Genomic DNA, 14,312 nt, shown 5'->3' on the forward strand with positions numbered 1-14,312 from the left:
CGCTCTGGTGTTGACGAGGTCGCGGATGGCGCGGTGGGTGGGCAGGAAGACGGTGGTGATCCACAGCCGCCACTCGGCCCGTTCGTCCTGGTGGGACAGCGGCTCGCGCCCTTCGGGGCGGGGGTACTGCTCGCTGAACGCGTGATACAGACGGCTGTTGACCTCAACCAAAGCGAGGAGCGGCCCATAGAACTCGGAGAGCTGCCGGTTCACCCGCGCCAGCCGCTCCTGGCGCTGCGTCAGCCGCAGACTGTTCAGGTAGGTGACGAGGTACCCGGCGAATCCTGCCGTGACGGTGACGACCACTGCGCCCATGGGCGGCAACGTTGACGTCTGACCGACGCCCGGGGACAGGGCGTTGCCCCCTTGCGCGCCCGCGACCACCGGCCCACTGGCGATATTCCTCGCCAGGTGTCCGCCGTTGATTAGGCCTGGCGCACATCCGTGGCGACGGAGCGTCGTCGACGTCATTGTGAGTATGGTTCGCACTCCTGTAGGCCCTATTGGCCCAGACGTTCACCGGTCGGCGCATCGGACGCCCGGAACGAGCGGCCCGCTTGGCAGACGTTCAACAGCCGGGCTTATACCCCGGCTTGGATGCCATCCAGACCTCATCGGCTTGCGAAGATTCCGGACCGCCGGATCACAGATGCGATGTGACGCTCCGTTGCCACCGGATGTGTGCCAGAGCCGAAAGAACGACACCCACACCCCCACCACCAGGAAGACTCCACACGCCCCCACTGCAAACAACCGACGCCAACCGCTGAAACCCACACGTCGCCCATCAGCCGGGCGGCACAGCCCGGGGCGTCTTCGGCAGAATTGGCCAAGGCAGCAAGAAGCTCATGTCCGGAGCGCTCTGCGGGCGTTGGACAGCGCTTGCTGCCCGGCTGACCTCGTACAAGGACCGATCTAGGACGATCAAAGGACCAGACTTCGTAGCGTCTGCGGGCGGTCAGGCGGGCCGCGAATTTCGAGAGAGGATCATTACACGCTATGGCATGGAGTACAGCTAGTGCTGGGTTCCTCAAAGGCGGTACTCGAAACGGCGACGGAGTGTGCGGGTTGGTGGGACTGGTCGGCCCCAGATCCAGGGTTTGGCGCGGGCGTTGAGCTGGGCGGTGGCGACGGTGGTTGCTTCGGTGATGTCGTCGGGGCCGCAGAAGTTGTGGCCGGCCAGGGCGGCCTTGCGGAACAGGCGCCACCAGCCTTCCTGCAGGTTCAACCAGCAGGCCCCGACCGGGATGAAGACGTGGTGGATGCGTGGGTGGTCCTGGAGCCACTCGCGGGTGGACTTGCTGTTGTGGGAGGACAGGTTGTCAGTCACGATCCATATCGCCCCGGTCGGGTTGGCGTCCTCGACCCGTCGCAGGAACTGCTGGTAGTTGACGCTGTTGCGCGAGGCGGCAGTCATGGTGACCTCGATGCCGTCACGAACGCGCAGGCCGCCGTAGACCCAGGTCTTCTCCGGACCGCGGCTGTAGTCCAGCTCGTTCTTGATGCGGTGCCCGTCGGGCGACCAGCCGGGAGCGGGCGGGAAAGCGCGCGGGATGACCGGTCCCAGTTCGTCGGCGCAGATCACCGTGGCGTTTGGCGGCGGGTCGGTGTAGAGGCCGACGATGCGGGTCCTTTTGGGGAGAACTCCGGATCGCGGCTGGTGGTCCAGGTGCGGGTACGGCGCCAGCGCACCCCCTCCGCGAGGAGGATCCGGCGGACCTGGGACCGGCCGACCTGTATCCCCTCAGCCCTGGCGGTGGCGGCCAGCGCGTCCAGGGTCCACTCCTCCGGCCCCTTCACATCAGCCGCCCACAGCTCGTTGGACGGCTGGATCTCCAGCCGGCCCGGCGGGGTGAGTTTGACCAGGGCGATGATGCGGGAGCGTTCGTCCTCGGTGATCCGGCGCTTGCGCCCGCATCCGGGCCGGTCCCCGAGCCCGTCCAGGCCAGCCGTGTTGAACCGGTGCAGCCACTTGCGGACCGTCTTGTGACGGCAGCCCAGCGTTTCCGCGATCTGCGGCACCCGCAGCCCGTCCCAGCTCAGGGCGATGATCCTCGCCCGCATAATCCAGTCGCCTGGCGCATGGCGAGCCCCCGCCAGCCTACGGATCCTTGCCTCCTCCACCGCGTCCGTCGCCGGACGGGCCGACAGCAACATCGGCACAGCAACTCGCCCCCGAGCAGCCTAAAACGGGGCCCCGCTGCCATATACCTACCCCGCCAAAACGGAATCCAGCACTAGGCGAGCAGCGGCGGCAGCACTGACCCTCACCGCAGCTATCGCTGGCGGATTCGCGACGGCCACCCCGGCCAGCGCGGACTCCCCGGTCGGGACGTTCCGGTTGAAGAACTACGGGTGGGGCAACTACTGCGTCGCCGCGACGGGCGGTATCGGCGCGCGCACGGCCCTGGCCCCCTGTGCCAACACCGCCTCGCAGCAATGGACGATCTATCCCGCGGGCGATGAAGGCACGGGCGGCACCTGGTACGAGGCGGTGAACGTCGCCACTGGGCTGTGCCTGGATGCGGACGCTAACAACTTGACGGGTGGCGCGGCCGTGCAGACGTGGACGTGCAACAACAACGGCCAACAGAGGTGGGGGTTCACGATGAACCTGAACTACACCCAGCACATCAAGAGCCTGGAAGCCTACAGGATGAATTGGAACGACCGCTTCCTGCTGGACATGGACAGCAACCGTCAGCGGGTGTGGTCCGACAGCGGCTCCAACAACCAGTACTGGACGTGGATCGCCTGAGGCTGTTGTTGCGGTCGCGGCCGGGGCGACGGTAGGGCCGTCGCCCCGGCCGCGGCTTTTCCAGAGAGCGTAGTCCGTTTCCGGTATTGACCGCGTCCGGGTTGTTCGAGGAGTCCTGCCAGACGAGTCGCCCCAGGGGGGAGCGGGCGACATTGATCGCGGGCTCGTCGGTGGGCAGGCTGAGGTGTTCGTGCAGATCGCGGACGCGGAACACCTGCTGGTCAAGGTGCCCGGGAAGCACGTCGAAGTCGTGGACGCTGTCGAGCACAAGCTCGGCATGTTCGTGGACAACACGCCCGCCGCAGGGCCGACAAACTCACCCCCGAGCGGCGCGCGGAACTCGACGCACTCGGCATGCGCTGGTAACAACGCATGCCGAAGGGCCGGGCCCGGGCTCCCTGTTGGGGGCCCGGGCCCGGCCCTTGTGTGCCGCCGTGTGCACCTCGCTGACACGGAATGCATCGGGCCCGATCGCCGCTACGAAGCCACCAGAAGGGCGTACAGCGGCTCCGCCGGGGCATTCAACGGGACCACCTGCACCCTGTTGCCGGACGCTCAGGATGAACACGGTGGCGACGTTCACTGTGAGGATAGGGAGACGGCTTCGGGTCGCCCGGCAGGGTGACTCGTCGTCATCATGTCGTCGGCTACGTGTGCTTGCTGTCGCGGGCTATTCATGCGGGCGTGAGGAGCCGGCCTCCGGTGAGCAGGGTGACTGCGCCCCAGGGATCTGCGCTCGCCCACGACGCGTGCTGCTCCTGTCCGACGCGGGCGGCCTCGCCTAGGTGTATTGACCCGCGGGGTTGTTAACCTGGCTGATGGGTGGGTGTCCGTCGAGTGCGGTGTGGCAGCGGTGGTGGTTGTAGGTGTGGAGGAAGTCTGCCAGGGCTGCGGTTCGTTCGGTGTTCGAGGTGTAGGGCCGCAGGTAGGCCCACTCGTCGAGCAGGGTGCGGTTGAAGCGTTCGACCTTGCCGTTGGTCTGGGGACGGTAGGGCCGGATCTTCTTGTGGGTGATGCCGGCCTCGGCCAGGGCCTGGCTGAAGAGCTTCGACTTGTAGCAGGATCCGTTGTCGGTCAGGACTCGTTCGACGGTGATGCCGTGGGCGGTGAAGAAGGCCTGTGCCCGTTGCCGGAAGGCGATGGCCGTGTGCTGCCGCTCGTCGGGCAGGACCTCGCTGTAGGCCAGGCGGGAGTGGTCGTCGACGGCAGAGTGGATGTAGCTGTGGCCGATGACGGGCTTGCAGCTCTTGCGCTCGCGGGTGGTGGCGATCTTGTGGTCCATGGCGGTGCGGCGGTCGGTGACTTTGTGTCCGCCGCCGTCGGGGATGTTGCCCAGCTTCTTGATGTCGACGTGCACCAACGCGCCCGGCCGGGCGCGTTCGTAGCGGCGGATGGGTTCCCCGGTCGGACGGTCGAGCCAAGCCAGGCGGTTCAGGCCGTGCCGGACAAGAATGCGGTGCACGGTCGACGCAGGCAGGCCCAGGACCGGGCCGATCCGTGCCGGGCCGAGTTTGCGCCCGGTCCGCAGCCGGCACACGTCCGCTTCGATGTCCGGTGGGGTACGGTTCGGCGTCGAGAGGGGTCGGCTGGAACGGTCCGCCAGGCCCGCGTCGCCCTCGGCCCGCCACCGACGGACCCACTTGTGCGCCGTCGGACGCGATATGCCCATCTCGGCAGCCACGTGTGCCACGGGCCGCCCCGCCATGACGCGTTCGACCAGGATCCGTCTGCCGTGAACGGTCAGTCGGGCATTACGGTGGGACACGAAGACCTCCGTGCGGTGTAGTCCTAGACACCTCCACCACACCGGAGGTCTTCGTCATGCTCAAGACCACCCGGTGTTAACAACGCTCATGCTCAATACACCTAGGGCGTCGAGGGCCTCGGCGAGTGCGGTGGTGCGCCGCTGGAACGGCCCGGCGTCCGGGTCGAGACGGTAGGCGTAGATCACGCCGTGGCGGCGCCAGAACGCGGCAAGCGCGGTCGCGCGACGAAGCCAGCCACGGACCGTCGAGGCGGGGCGGTGCAGCCGTTCGGCGATGGGCCGGTGGCCGTGTCCGGCGATGTGATCCAGCAGGGCCGCAGCGACGGTGTGGACGCTGTCGGGCGGGCAGGACCGGATAATCGATGTGGGAAGCACCAGTTGCGTCACCGCCGGTGGTGCCGCACGTGCATGGTCTCGGCGGAGGCGAGCAGGGTGACGATGTCGCCCACTGCTCCGCTCGCGCCGAGACGGAGCGCGTCGTCGACGTAGTCGTGCTCGACCCGCCAGCGCAGCTTTGCCCAGCCCACCAGGTCCTTGAGCGGGGTGTCGGCGGGCAGGTCGGAGAACCAGTACTCGGTGGGTTCTTCGGCCTCGGCGGGCCATTCGGCCAGCAGCCACAGGTCGGGCAGGACGCCGTCCCACCAGCCCTGGCCGGCCGAGGCCCGGGACCTGAACGGGCGGACGACGGCATTGCTGGCCGGGCGCACGCGCAGGGCCGCGAAACGCGAGCGCAGCGGGCCGCGGGAGCCCTGGCGCCAGGTGACGTCGGTGAACGCCTCGCGCCCCAGGTCGGTGGCATGCGTGGCCGCGCTCAGGGGTGGCTGGCGGTAGCGGGGCTGGGGCCGGCAGCCGTGGGTGCCTTTGCGGGCGGGTGCCTCGGGCACCGCGTCGAAGGAGTGGGCGGTGACGTCGGAACGGACGGACAGCACGTAGCCCAGACCGCGCTGGGTGAGTTCGCCGCGGAAGGCCGCGTTGGTCCCGTAGGCCGCGTCGGCGAGCACGACGCGGGGCGCAAGGCCCCAGGCGGAGAGGTCGTCGAGGATGTCCACGGCGAGCCGCCACTTCTCGCGGTGCCCGACGTCCGCCGGCACCTTGCACAGCCTGCGGCGTGCGGCATCGCCAGCCCATTCCCGGGGCAGGAACAAGCGCCATTGCAACGGGCACGAGGCCGTGGCGATGACGGCGTGCACGCTCACCGCGACCTGACAGTTGGCTCGCTTGCCCAGAGCGCCGCAGTACTGCGGCGCCACACCGACCGACATGGCGCCGTCCTTGGGGAAGGACACGTCGTCAACCACCCAGGCATCGGGGCTGATTACCGCAGTCATCCGCTCGGCGATCCGCCGCCGCACCGGGGCCGGGTCCCAGGTGGACTGGTTCACGAACTGCTGCAGGTTCTGCTCACTGCCGTCAGGAAGCCGCGCGGCCATCGCCTGGACCGACTTGCGCCGCCCGTCCAGCATCAAACCCCGCAGATAGCAGTCCCCCTTCGCGCGCTGGTCCTTACGCAGCACCGAGGCCAACATGTCCGCCACGAACAACGCCAACTTCGCCCGCATGCGGACTACTTCAAGCGCGTCCACATACCCAACATGCTCCGGAACAGGACCGCCAGGAAGACCTAACGGAGTCCTATTAGACCCCGACGTCAACGCCTTGCGCATCCAGTGATCACCAACGGATTTCTCACATGGGCAGCGCTGGATCTGCAAGACCCAGACCCGGGCTCAAAGCCTCTTCGCGTTCCGCAACAGCTGTGCGTAGAAGCCGCTTCCGTCGATCCGGGAGACCCCGCCCTTGTCGCCGATCGTCGGACCGTTGACCTCCTTGCGGCTGGAAATGAACGTCTTGTGGCCCTCGGCGTCCGGTCCCAGATAAAGGGCGACGTGGTCGAGGCGGTCGCCGGTATGACGGTCCATCTTGAAGAAGAGGAGGTCGCCGGGCTGGAGCACGTCAATGTTCTTCGGGCGTTCGTACCAGGGAGCGGGGCCCGACAACGGGATGATGTCCGCGCCCAGGTGCGAGCGGGCCATGCCGTTGGCTGTGCGGGGCAGGCCGTCGCCCTTGTTGTCGTCGGACGCCAGCGGGTAGCGGGCCCGGTAGCCGAACACCATGCGGACGAACCCCGAGCAGTCGACGGCTCTGGCGCGGGCCGCCTCCGGCTGTTTGGTGGTGCCGTCGCGGAAGGTGTACGGGATGCCCAAGTAGTGGAAGAAGTCGGACTGTTCGAGCAGGGGCGTGCCGCGGTGCTTGGTGAGGTCCGGGTTGACCGGGCCGAACATGGCGTCGCCTGCGTACGCGAGGCCCTTGGCGTCCTTCTTTACCGGCGCTCCGGTGGTGTACTGGAAGGCGGTCGCGAAGAGGTCTTCCTCATTGCTGCCGAAGTTCTCCTTGAACCACGCCTTGAACCACGCCTCCTTCTCGGCTCCTTGGCGCCACGTCTGGGGCATCAGGCGCACCCAGTCCTCCGTGACGACGCGGACCGCAGTGCTCGCGGGTTCGGTGAAGGTGCGCGAGGGGCCCTTGAGGGTCGCGGTGCGCGCCTTGTCGGTGAACGTGGCGAGGATCTGGCCCTGGTCGCCGCGCAGCACGGTCCGCGCGGGGTTGTTCAGGCGCTCCCAGATCTCCTTGCCGCTGTCCTTCCCGGCATCTGTCTCCAGGACAGGAAGGTCCTTGACGGCCTGGACGCCCGGCGCCGAGTCCCGCTCGTCCTTGCGCAGTTCCACGGTGAGGTACGTGCTGGACCCCAGCAGGGCCAGCACGGTCAGGGCGTGCAGAGTGGTGCGCTTCTTCTTGGAGGGCATGGCTGTTTCGGTTCCGATCCTGTGTCAGGCGGACGGCATGACGCCGAGGAGGACTCCGGCGGTGAGGACGACGTAGGCCATGAGCGTCACCGAGCCCGTGGCAAGGAGGGTGGGTCCCTTGGGCTGACGGACCAGTTGGTAGGCGATCAGGCCGGGCACGATGAAACCGAGGGTCTGGTTCGCGTACATGAGCGGGAACTCGAGGGCGAGCACGATCATGACCGTGGCCTGGAGGGTGACGCCGAGCAGTACGACGGCGGCGAAGAGCCGCTTGCCGTAGAGGATCACGAACTTCTGCATCAGAAGCGTGCCGGCGTATGTGAGGACGGTGACGCCGATGACCATCGCGGCGCGCTGCAGGTCCTCGACGAGGGTCAGCGCGAGCCAGCCCGGGGTGATCATGCCTCCCGGCGAGAGGTTGGTCGTCAGGTAGCAGACCAGGGAGAAGAGCAGCCCGATCGCGATGCCGATCGCGGCGATCTCGGGGGTCAGTACGGAGGGGATCAACGGTGCTGCTCTCCTGGGTTGCGCCACTGCGGGGAGTCGTCGGCGGGAGGTACGCGCGGCTCGAACAAGCCGCGGGTAAGGGCCTGTTCGAGGTGCGTGGGGTGCGCCGGGTTCTGCTGGGGGTACGGGGCTGGGTGTGGCTCGGGGTGGGGGTGCTGCTCCCCCGCGCGCTGCGCGTGGTGGTGCGGCGCGTAGCGGTCCTCGTACGCCCGCGGGTACTGCTGGTAGGGGTCGAGGTGGGGTGCGTACAGCGGTGTCGTCTCGACGTACTGGGGCGTCCGCTCGGGCGTTGCCGGCACGGCGGCGGGTTCGTCGGAGTCGTCCGGCGGGAGTTCCGCGAGGTGTTCGAGGAGCAGTTCGCCCTGGCCGTGGATGTTGCCGATGGCGACGAGCGAGGAGTCGGGCCCGAGCCGGCCGAGGAGCTGCCGCATGAACTCCTCGGGGTCGCGCCGGTCGCCGCCGAGGTCTACGGCGCGGTCGCGGTAGGCGGCCGGGATCGCGTCGATGGCGGACTTGGCCGGGTGGCCGATGACGAAGACCTGGTCGGGGTCGAGGCCGGGGATGATCTCGCCCATCTGGCCGTTGCGTTCGACGCGGTCGGGGCGACAGTTGATGACCACGTTCAGGGGGCGGTGGATGGCGCCGAGGTCGAGCAGTTGGTTGATGTTCATCAGCGTCGACTCGGGGTCGTTGGCCGCGAAGACGTTGGCGAAGCGGAGCCTCTTGTCCTCGTGTGTCACGTACCGCTCGACGGAGAGGACTCCAGGGTCCGGCGGGGCGTCGTACATGCCCTGGAGCGCGGTCTCGCGGTCGACGCCGAGGAGGTCGGCGACGACGAGCGCGATGGCCACGTTCTCCTTGAACGTGAACCAGCTGAAGCCGCGCAGTTCCTCGTCGGTGACCATCTCCGGGTCGGCGTAGACGAGTCGGCAGTTCCGGGCTTCGGCCTCCTCCAGGAGGATGTCGAAGCGGTCCTTCTCGGCGGTGACGCAGATGCCGTTCTCGGGCATCGAGCGGCACAGCGAGCGCGCCACGTCGTCGAGGGTCGGGCCCATCTCGGCGAGGTGGTCCTCGCGGACGTTGCAGAGCACGCCGATCGTTGAGCGGATCAGCTTGGACTGGTTGATTTCCTGCAGGGCGGGCATGACGGCCATGCACTCGATGACGAGCGCGTCCGGGCGGTACGCGCTGGCACGCCGCACGATGCCGATCTGCTCGACGACGTTGGCGATGCCGAACTTTCGGTAGACGGGCTCCTCGGTGGCGTCCGGGTGGATGAACCGGGCGGCGGTTCCGGTGGTCTTGGCGACCGTGACGAGGTCGCCGCCGCGCAGCGCGCCCGCGCACAGGCGGGTGATGGAGCTCTTGCCGCGGATGCCGTTGACGAGCACGCGGGTCGGGATGCGGTCAAGGTTGACGTAGTGCCGTCGCTGTTCGATCACTCCGGAGATCAGCAGGACGGCCCCGCACACCACGAGCACGGTGTAGAGGAAAAGCACGGTGTTACTGGTTCCTTCCGGCCGCGGCGGGCGTGCGGGTGGCGCCGTCGCGTTGGCGTTGCTGGTCCTGGAGGCGCTGTCGGATCAGCTCCAGGCTGCGGACCACGGCGCCGACCTCGTCGTGGTGGCGCGGGTAGAGCACTGTCTTGCGGTCGCCGTCGGCCAGTTTCTCGGCCTGGTCGGCCAGTTCGCGCAGCGGGCGGGCGACGACGATGTGCAGCCAGCCGAGGCAGGCCGCGGCCGCGGTGAGGCCGAGCAGGCCCGCGAGGACCGTGCGGTTCTGCAGGCTGTACTCGGGGATGGCGAGCCAGGCGGCCGGCTGGGAGCTGACCACCGTCCACTGCAGGGACCCCGCCGCCCCGCCGCCGGAGAACGGTGCGGCGGCGACGACGCGCACGTTCCCGCCGTCGCGCCGGACCTCGCCGTGGTCGGCCTTCTTGTCGAGCAGCGGTTGGAGCGAGGAGGGCAGCTTCTGGAAGGCGCGGTATCCCGAGTCGCCGCCGATGACGCGGCCTTCGGCGTCGACTACACGGACCTCGCCGAGGCCCTGGCGCCCGAGCAGTCCGTTGACGAACCCGATGCGGAACTCCCCGACAACGGCGGCCACTTGACGGCCCGGCGCCGCGACGGTGGCGGTGACGACGGGCTTCTTGCCTCCGTGACCGCTCACCTCGAAGGCGTTCTTCGAAGGGGCGTCTCCCGCGGCGTGGTGGGGGGTGCGACCGGCCCGGGCGAGGATCGTGCCGTCGGCGCCGAGGACGTACACCGACTCGTAGCGCTGGTGGTCCTTGAGCGTGCGGTCCAGGACGGTCTTCATGTCCTGGGACGAGGTGTGGTCGCCGATGAGGGACGCGACGGCGGAGAGGTCGGCGTGGCCCTCGTTGAGGGCGCGGCGCACCCGGTCGCTGAGCGTCGCGGTGCGCGCCTTCTGGTCGTGGACGGTCTGGGTCGGCACGCGGACGTCGTCATCGGCCCGGTTGAGCAGGAGCATCAGCGGCACGGCCCATCCGAGCAGCAGCAGGGCGCACACGGCGAGCAGCGCGCGGGTGCCGAGCCCCCTGCGGCGCCCGGGACGTTGTGGGTCTTGCGTGCCGACGGGTGCCCCGCGCAGCTGGCCGCGCAGCCGCTCCAGGGCGGCGCCGATCCGCGCGGCCTCACCGGACTTCGGCACGGTCACGGGGCGCGCGAGGTCGCCGCGGGTGAGGCGGCGGCTCTCCAGGAAGAGTCTGATCAGCGGGCGCTGCACCGTGGACAGGAGCAGCATGACCGTGATGGCGCCGATGACGAGGAGTGCCCCCGCGGCGATGAGGCCGAAGGCGGGGCGGGCGAGCCGGGAGGCGTGCTCGACGACACCGACCTGGGTGACGACGGTGAGGCCGAGGGTGCCGGCCGGGGTGGCCTCGCCCGGGTCGCCCGCGGCGAGCGTGGCGTAGCCCCCGATGGTCTGCTTGTCTCCGACGGTGTCCCCGGCGAGGTGGCCGCTGACGCCCGTGTAGCCTCCCGCGCCGGGGGGCTTGGCCGAGATCGCGTTCTGCTTGCCCTTCTTCGCCGCGATGCCCGCGAAGGTGCGCAGTTGCTCCTTGGCGCCCTTGCCGCCGAGCGCGCCGTGGCTGCTCAGGACGCGCCCTTCGGTGTCCACGACGCCGATGGCCCGGCCCTCGCCGAGGTTCACGCCGGGGAAGTTGAGGCTGCTGGAGGCGATCAGGAGCTGCTGTGGTCGGCCTTCCCAGGACAGCAGGGCGAGCGTGACCAGACGGGTCTGACCGTTCTCCAGGCGGACCATGCGAGGGGCGAGGCCGCCCTCGTCGGCAAGGCGGCTCCGGTCGATGGCGGTGAGCGGTACGTTCTCGCCGCGCGCACCGAGGAGCTTCCCCGACGCGATCTCCATGACGGCGGTTCCGCGCCACTTCTGGTACACGTCGCCGACCTTGTCCAGGACGTCGTCGGCGGGCGCGGGCCGCCCCTGGTTGAACAGGGCGGCGGTGCGGGTCAGATCAGTGATCGATTCGTCGAGTGACGCACGGAGCGCGATGGCTCCGTCCTCGGCGACGTACTGCTGGGACTTGCGGACGGCCTCCGGCACGAGGGCGTTCTCAGGTTTGCCGAGGGCGAGCGCGGTGATGCCCGCGAGGGACAGGAGCAGAGTCGATAGCACAGCAATAGGCGGACGTATGCCCCCCATAAGGGACATATCTGACCTTCGGCGGACCTTGTGCCGCCGCCCCGATCGCGAAGCGGCCAACGCGACGCTCCTCTCCATTCTTTCGGGGCGCACGGCCGACCCCCGAGGGAGTCGCCCTGCCCTGGGCACACAAGGGTGCGCCCCAGGGATCCCCCGACCGGCGGGCAGGCAAAGAGTTCCCCACCCCTGGGCAAAGTTCACCAAAAAATATATTGGGTGAGATCTTTGTGCAAATTCTTAGGAAATGACGGGCGGGAGGAGCGATCCGCCTCGACCTTCCAGGCGGTTGGCCAAGTTGATGAAGTATTGTCCAAATTAAACGCATATGTGGCACTAAACCGTGAACATAGACTGCACCTCCCCTTGGTCTCCTCCCCCCGCTTCCCGTCACGCCCGTATCTTTGGTGCGGCCATGACTGTGCACAGGAAGACAAAAACGATCGCCATCGCCTCGGCGATCGTCCTGCTCGGCGCCCTGATCGCGTCGGCCCTCACCCTCGCCGGAGGCCGCTCGGGCAGCGGCGTGAGCCGGGACGACCAAGCGGACGGACAGCGCCCCCAGCCCAGCGCGACACCGCCACCCAGCGGCCCGCCACGAGGCGAACTGGAGCGCCGCATCGCCGAGTTCGCCGCCCCGTTTCACGCGGACTCCGGGTATCGCGAGCCAAGCCCCACCGACCGGCGCGCCATGGCCGAGTCCGTCGGGCTCGTGCTCGACGGCAAGCGCGAGGAGGCCGGCCGACGCCTGTCCCGCGTCGGCTACCAGCTGCGCACCCTCGTCGACGCCGAGACAGGCCGCACCTACGCGGAACTCTCCGACCGCAGCGAGAGCGTTCCCGCGCCCCGCGGCTGGGGCCGGGTCTACATCGATCTGTCCTCGCCAGTGCGCTGGTCGGTCCAGGCACCGCACCCCGTATCGGACGCCCGCACCGAACGGCTCGGCGCACGTGTCCTGTTGGGCTCCCCCGGCGGCGTCCTCATCATCGCGGGCGCCCACCGCGACGCCGGGCGGGGTAAGTCGGCTGACGTCGCACACCGCCGCGACACGGTCTTCGCGGCGGTGTGCGACGAGCTCGCCGAGCGCGGCCTGCCCGGCATCCAGGTCCACGGCTTCGCCGACGACTCCGCTCCCGACCACGACGTCATCGCCTCCACCGGGACCGGGACGGCAGGCCGCGCCGACAGTAAGATCCTGGCGAACGCGCTGCGCGGTCAGGGCTTCCAGGTGTGCGAGGCCCAGGCGCGCTCCTGCCCGCTGGAGGGCACGGAGAACGTCGAGGGCCACAAGGCGGCAGCCGAAGATGTCCCGTTCCTGCACGTCGAGTTCAGCAACACGGTGCGCACGGACGAAGCCCGCACGAGGCGCGCCGTCGCCGCCGTGGACACGCTCACCGCCCGGTGGGCAGCGGGCCACAGGACAACGCCTCCGTCGCCGTGACATTCTGCGACCGGTTCAGCTTCGACGCCGACTCCGTGCACGATGCCGTCGAGCTGCGGGCCCCGGGCCTGACCGCTCGCGTCGACGAGGTCGCCGCCTGGATCTGGGACAGCGATCTCGCCCCGTTGCTGGAAGAGCTCGCCGCGAACTACCGGGGATGGGACGGCGAACGTTCCGGCCCGCGGCAGGGCGGTGACCACGAGGCGTTCCTATTTGGACGCCATGGACGCGGCACCCGCCCACGGCTTGATACCGGACCCGGTCCCGCGCCGCCTCCTGGCCGCCCCGGGACCGAAGATGCTGAGCCGGCCGCCGAACGCGCCTGGGGCGCGCACACGTATGTCGTGCCCGTCGAGCACACCGCACGGGCACGCCAGATCATGGGGCCGGATGCGTTTCTCGGGGTGGAGCAGGCCGTCGTACTTGACCATGACCTCGACCGGGCCCGGGAGGTGCCCACGGCGCATGTTGCCGGATACCTGGCAATGGCGCCGCACCAGGAGGCGAACGTACGCCGGCTCGGGTTCGGAGACGAGGACATCGTCGGCGGCCCGAGTCGCAGATTAGGCACTGTTTCTCGGGTCTCCTGACGTGAGTGGGGTGTTGAGGTCAGGCTTGCCGTATGGGCCGTGGGGATCTGACGAACGCGGAGTGGGACCGGCTGGAGTCGTTCCTGCCTCCTGGTGGTGCTCGCGGGGGCCGGTGGAGTGATCACCGCCGGGTCATCAGCGGGGTGCTCTACCAGGTCCGGACCGGTGTGCAGTGGCGGGATCTGCCGGAGCGGTTCGGGCCGTGGGAAACCGTCTACAAACGACATCGCCGCTGGTCAGCCGATGGAACATGGACGATGCTGCTGTCTCGGATCCAGGCCGCCGAGGACGCTGCGGGCCGGGTCGACTGGGACGTGTCGGTGGACTCGACGACAGTGCGGGCCCACCAGCACGCCGCCGGCGCGAGGAAGGCGCCGACGGCCACCGATCCTCAAAAGGGGCACGTTCGGGGGACGAACCCGGTCGATCCGGTGTTGCGGAAACTGGTGGTCCGGCTCAAGGAAGTGGTCAGATCGGCGAGTGCCTGGGACGCTCCCGCGGCGGATTCACCACCAAGATCCACCTCGCCGCGGACGGGCGGTGCAGGCCTCCCGCCGCCGGTGGTTCCGCCGACGGGCAGGGAGCGGGGCGCCCGGTTGAAGTCACCCAGAACCACCCAGTTCCCCAGCGCCAGTTGCCGGCTGCGGGTGGCGACGCGGCGTACCAGGGTGGCGGCGTCGGTGCCGCCGCTGGCGCTGGCGTGGATGGAGGCGAACAGGGTGTTGTCCGCCTGGCGTACGACGCCGAGAGCGGACCGGTAGACCCCGGC

9 protein-coding genes and 5 pseudogenes are annotated in these 14,312 nt (G+C 69.0%); 5 read left to right on the forward strand and 9 right to left on the reverse strand.

The window, feature by feature from the left end:
* The 3 genes and pseudogenes from ADK54_RS05665 to ADK54_RS05675 form a co-directional block, all read right to left on the reverse strand.
* Positions 1-315: pseudogene (locus tag ADK54_RS05665) on the reverse strand (hypothetical protein); the annotation flags it as partial.
* Positions 316-1,030: 715 nt separating this feature from the next.
* Positions 1,031-1,585 carry a transposase gene (locus ADK54_RS05670; protein WP_053724409.1) on the reverse strand — a complete coding sequence of 185 codons (555 nt, stop codon included), beginning with the start codon at positions 1,583-1,585 and terminating at the stop codon, positions 1,031-1,033.
* Positions 1,582-2,064: a helix-turn-helix domain-containing protein gene (locus ADK54_RS05675; protein ID WP_234391938.1), complete on the reverse strand. Its 483-nt coding sequence runs from the start codon at positions 2,062-2,064 to the stop codon at positions 1,582-1,584. Before ADK54_RS05675 ends, ADK54_RS05670 begins: the two co-directional genes overlap by 4 nt.
* Before the next feature lie 277 nt (positions 2,065-2,341).
* On the opposite strand from ADK54_RS05675, the gene ADK54_RS05680 reads away from it, so the two are divergent.
* Entirely contained in the window at positions 2,342-2,758 is a 417-nt protein-coding gene (locus ADK54_RS05680; RefSeq protein WP_053724411.1) for an RICIN domain-containing protein, read from the forward strand.
* A gap of 781 nt (positions 2,759-3,539) precedes the next feature.
* On the opposite strand, the gene ADK54_RS05685 is transcribed toward ADK54_RS05680, so the two are convergent.
* From ADK54_RS05685 to ADK54_RS05715, 6 genes and pseudogenes are all read right to left on the reverse strand, one after another.
* Positions 3,540-4,523, reverse strand: coding sequence for an IS481 family transposase (locus ADK54_RS05685; RefSeq protein WP_053724412.1), 984 nt, complete (start codon positions 4,521-4,523; stop codon positions 3,540-3,542).
* A 345-nt stretch (positions 4,524-4,868) separates the two neighbouring features.
* Positions 4,869-6,106 (reverse strand): annotated as a pseudogene (locus ADK54_RS05695) (IS701 family transposase); the annotation flags it as partial.
* Between the two features lie 144 nt (positions 6,107-6,250).
* Positions 6,251-7,327: a C40 family peptidase gene (locus ADK54_RS05700; RefSeq protein ID WP_053724414.1), complete on the reverse strand. Its 1,077-nt coding sequence runs from the start codon at positions 7,325-7,327 to the stop codon at positions 6,251-6,253.
* Positions 7,328-7,351: 24 nt separating this feature from the next.
* Positions 7,352-7,834: a poly-gamma-glutamate biosynthesis protein PgsC/CapC gene (locus ADK54_RS05705; protein ID WP_053724415.1), complete on the reverse strand. Its 483-nt coding sequence runs from the start codon at positions 7,832-7,834 to the stop codon at positions 7,352-7,354.
* A complete protein-coding gene (pgsB, locus tag ADK54_RS05710) occupies positions 7,831-9,333 on the reverse strand; it encodes a poly-gamma-glutamate synthase PgsB (RefSeq protein ID WP_053724416.1) in 1,503 nt (500 codons plus the stop codon). The genes ADK54_RS05705 and pgsB overlap by 4 nt, the downstream gene beginning before the upstream one ends.
* A 4-nt stretch (positions 9,334-9,337) precedes the next feature.
* Positions 9,338-11,524 (reverse strand): HAMP domain-containing protein, encoded by a 2,187-nt coding sequence (locus ADK54_RS05715; RefSeq protein WP_053724417.1) that lies wholly within the window; start codon positions 11,522-11,524, stop codon positions 9,338-9,340.
* Positions 11,525-11,927: 403 nt separating this feature from the next.
* Here ADK54_RS05715 and ADK54_RS05720 point away from each other — a divergent pair, with 403 nt between their 5' ends.
* From ADK54_RS05720 to ADK54_RS46655, 4 genes and pseudogenes are all read left to right on the forward strand, one after another.
* Positions 11,928-12,953 (forward strand): hypothetical protein, encoded by a 1,026-nt coding sequence (locus tag ADK54_RS05720; protein ID WP_078966148.1) that lies wholly within the window; start codon positions 11,928-11,930, stop codon positions 12,951-12,953.
* Positions 12,954-12,988: 35 nt separating this feature from the next.
* Positions 12,989-13,066, forward strand: a pseudogene (locus tag ADK54_RS47280) (hypothetical protein); the annotation flags it as partial.
* Positions 13,067-13,124: 58 nt separating this feature from the next.
* Positions 13,125-13,519 (forward strand): annotated as a pseudogene (locus ADK54_RS05725) (LLM class F420-dependent oxidoreductase); the annotation flags it as partial.
* A gap of 56 nt (positions 13,520-13,575) precedes the next feature.
* Positions 13,576-14,099 (forward strand): annotated as a pseudogene (locus ADK54_RS46655) (IS5 family transposase); the annotation flags it as partial.
* Positions 14,100-14,312: the final 213 nt, after the last annotated feature.

It is taken from the genome of Streptomyces sp. WM6378 (genome assembly GCF_001279695.1).
Taxonomy (GTDB): Bacteria; Actinomycetota; Actinomycetes; order Streptomycetales; family Streptomycetaceae; genus Streptomyces.

Coding starts and splice junctions, on each gene's coding strand:
- ADK54_RS05675 (WP_234391938.1), bottom strand. CDS start 2,064: ATGCGGGCGAGGATCATCGCCCTGAGCTGGGACGGGCTGCGGGTGCCG.
- ADK54_RS05700 (WP_053724414.1), bottom strand. CDS start 7,327: ATGCCCTCCAAGAAGAAGCGCACCACTCTGCACGCCCTGACCGTGCTG.
- ADK54_RS05715 (WP_053724417.1), bottom strand. CDS start 11,524: ATGTCCCTTATGGGGGGCATACGTCCGCCTATTGCTGTGCTATCGACT.
- ADK54_RS05720 (WP_078966148.1), top strand. CDS start 11,928: ATGACTGTGCACAGGAAGACAAAAACGATCGCCATCGCCTCGGCGATC.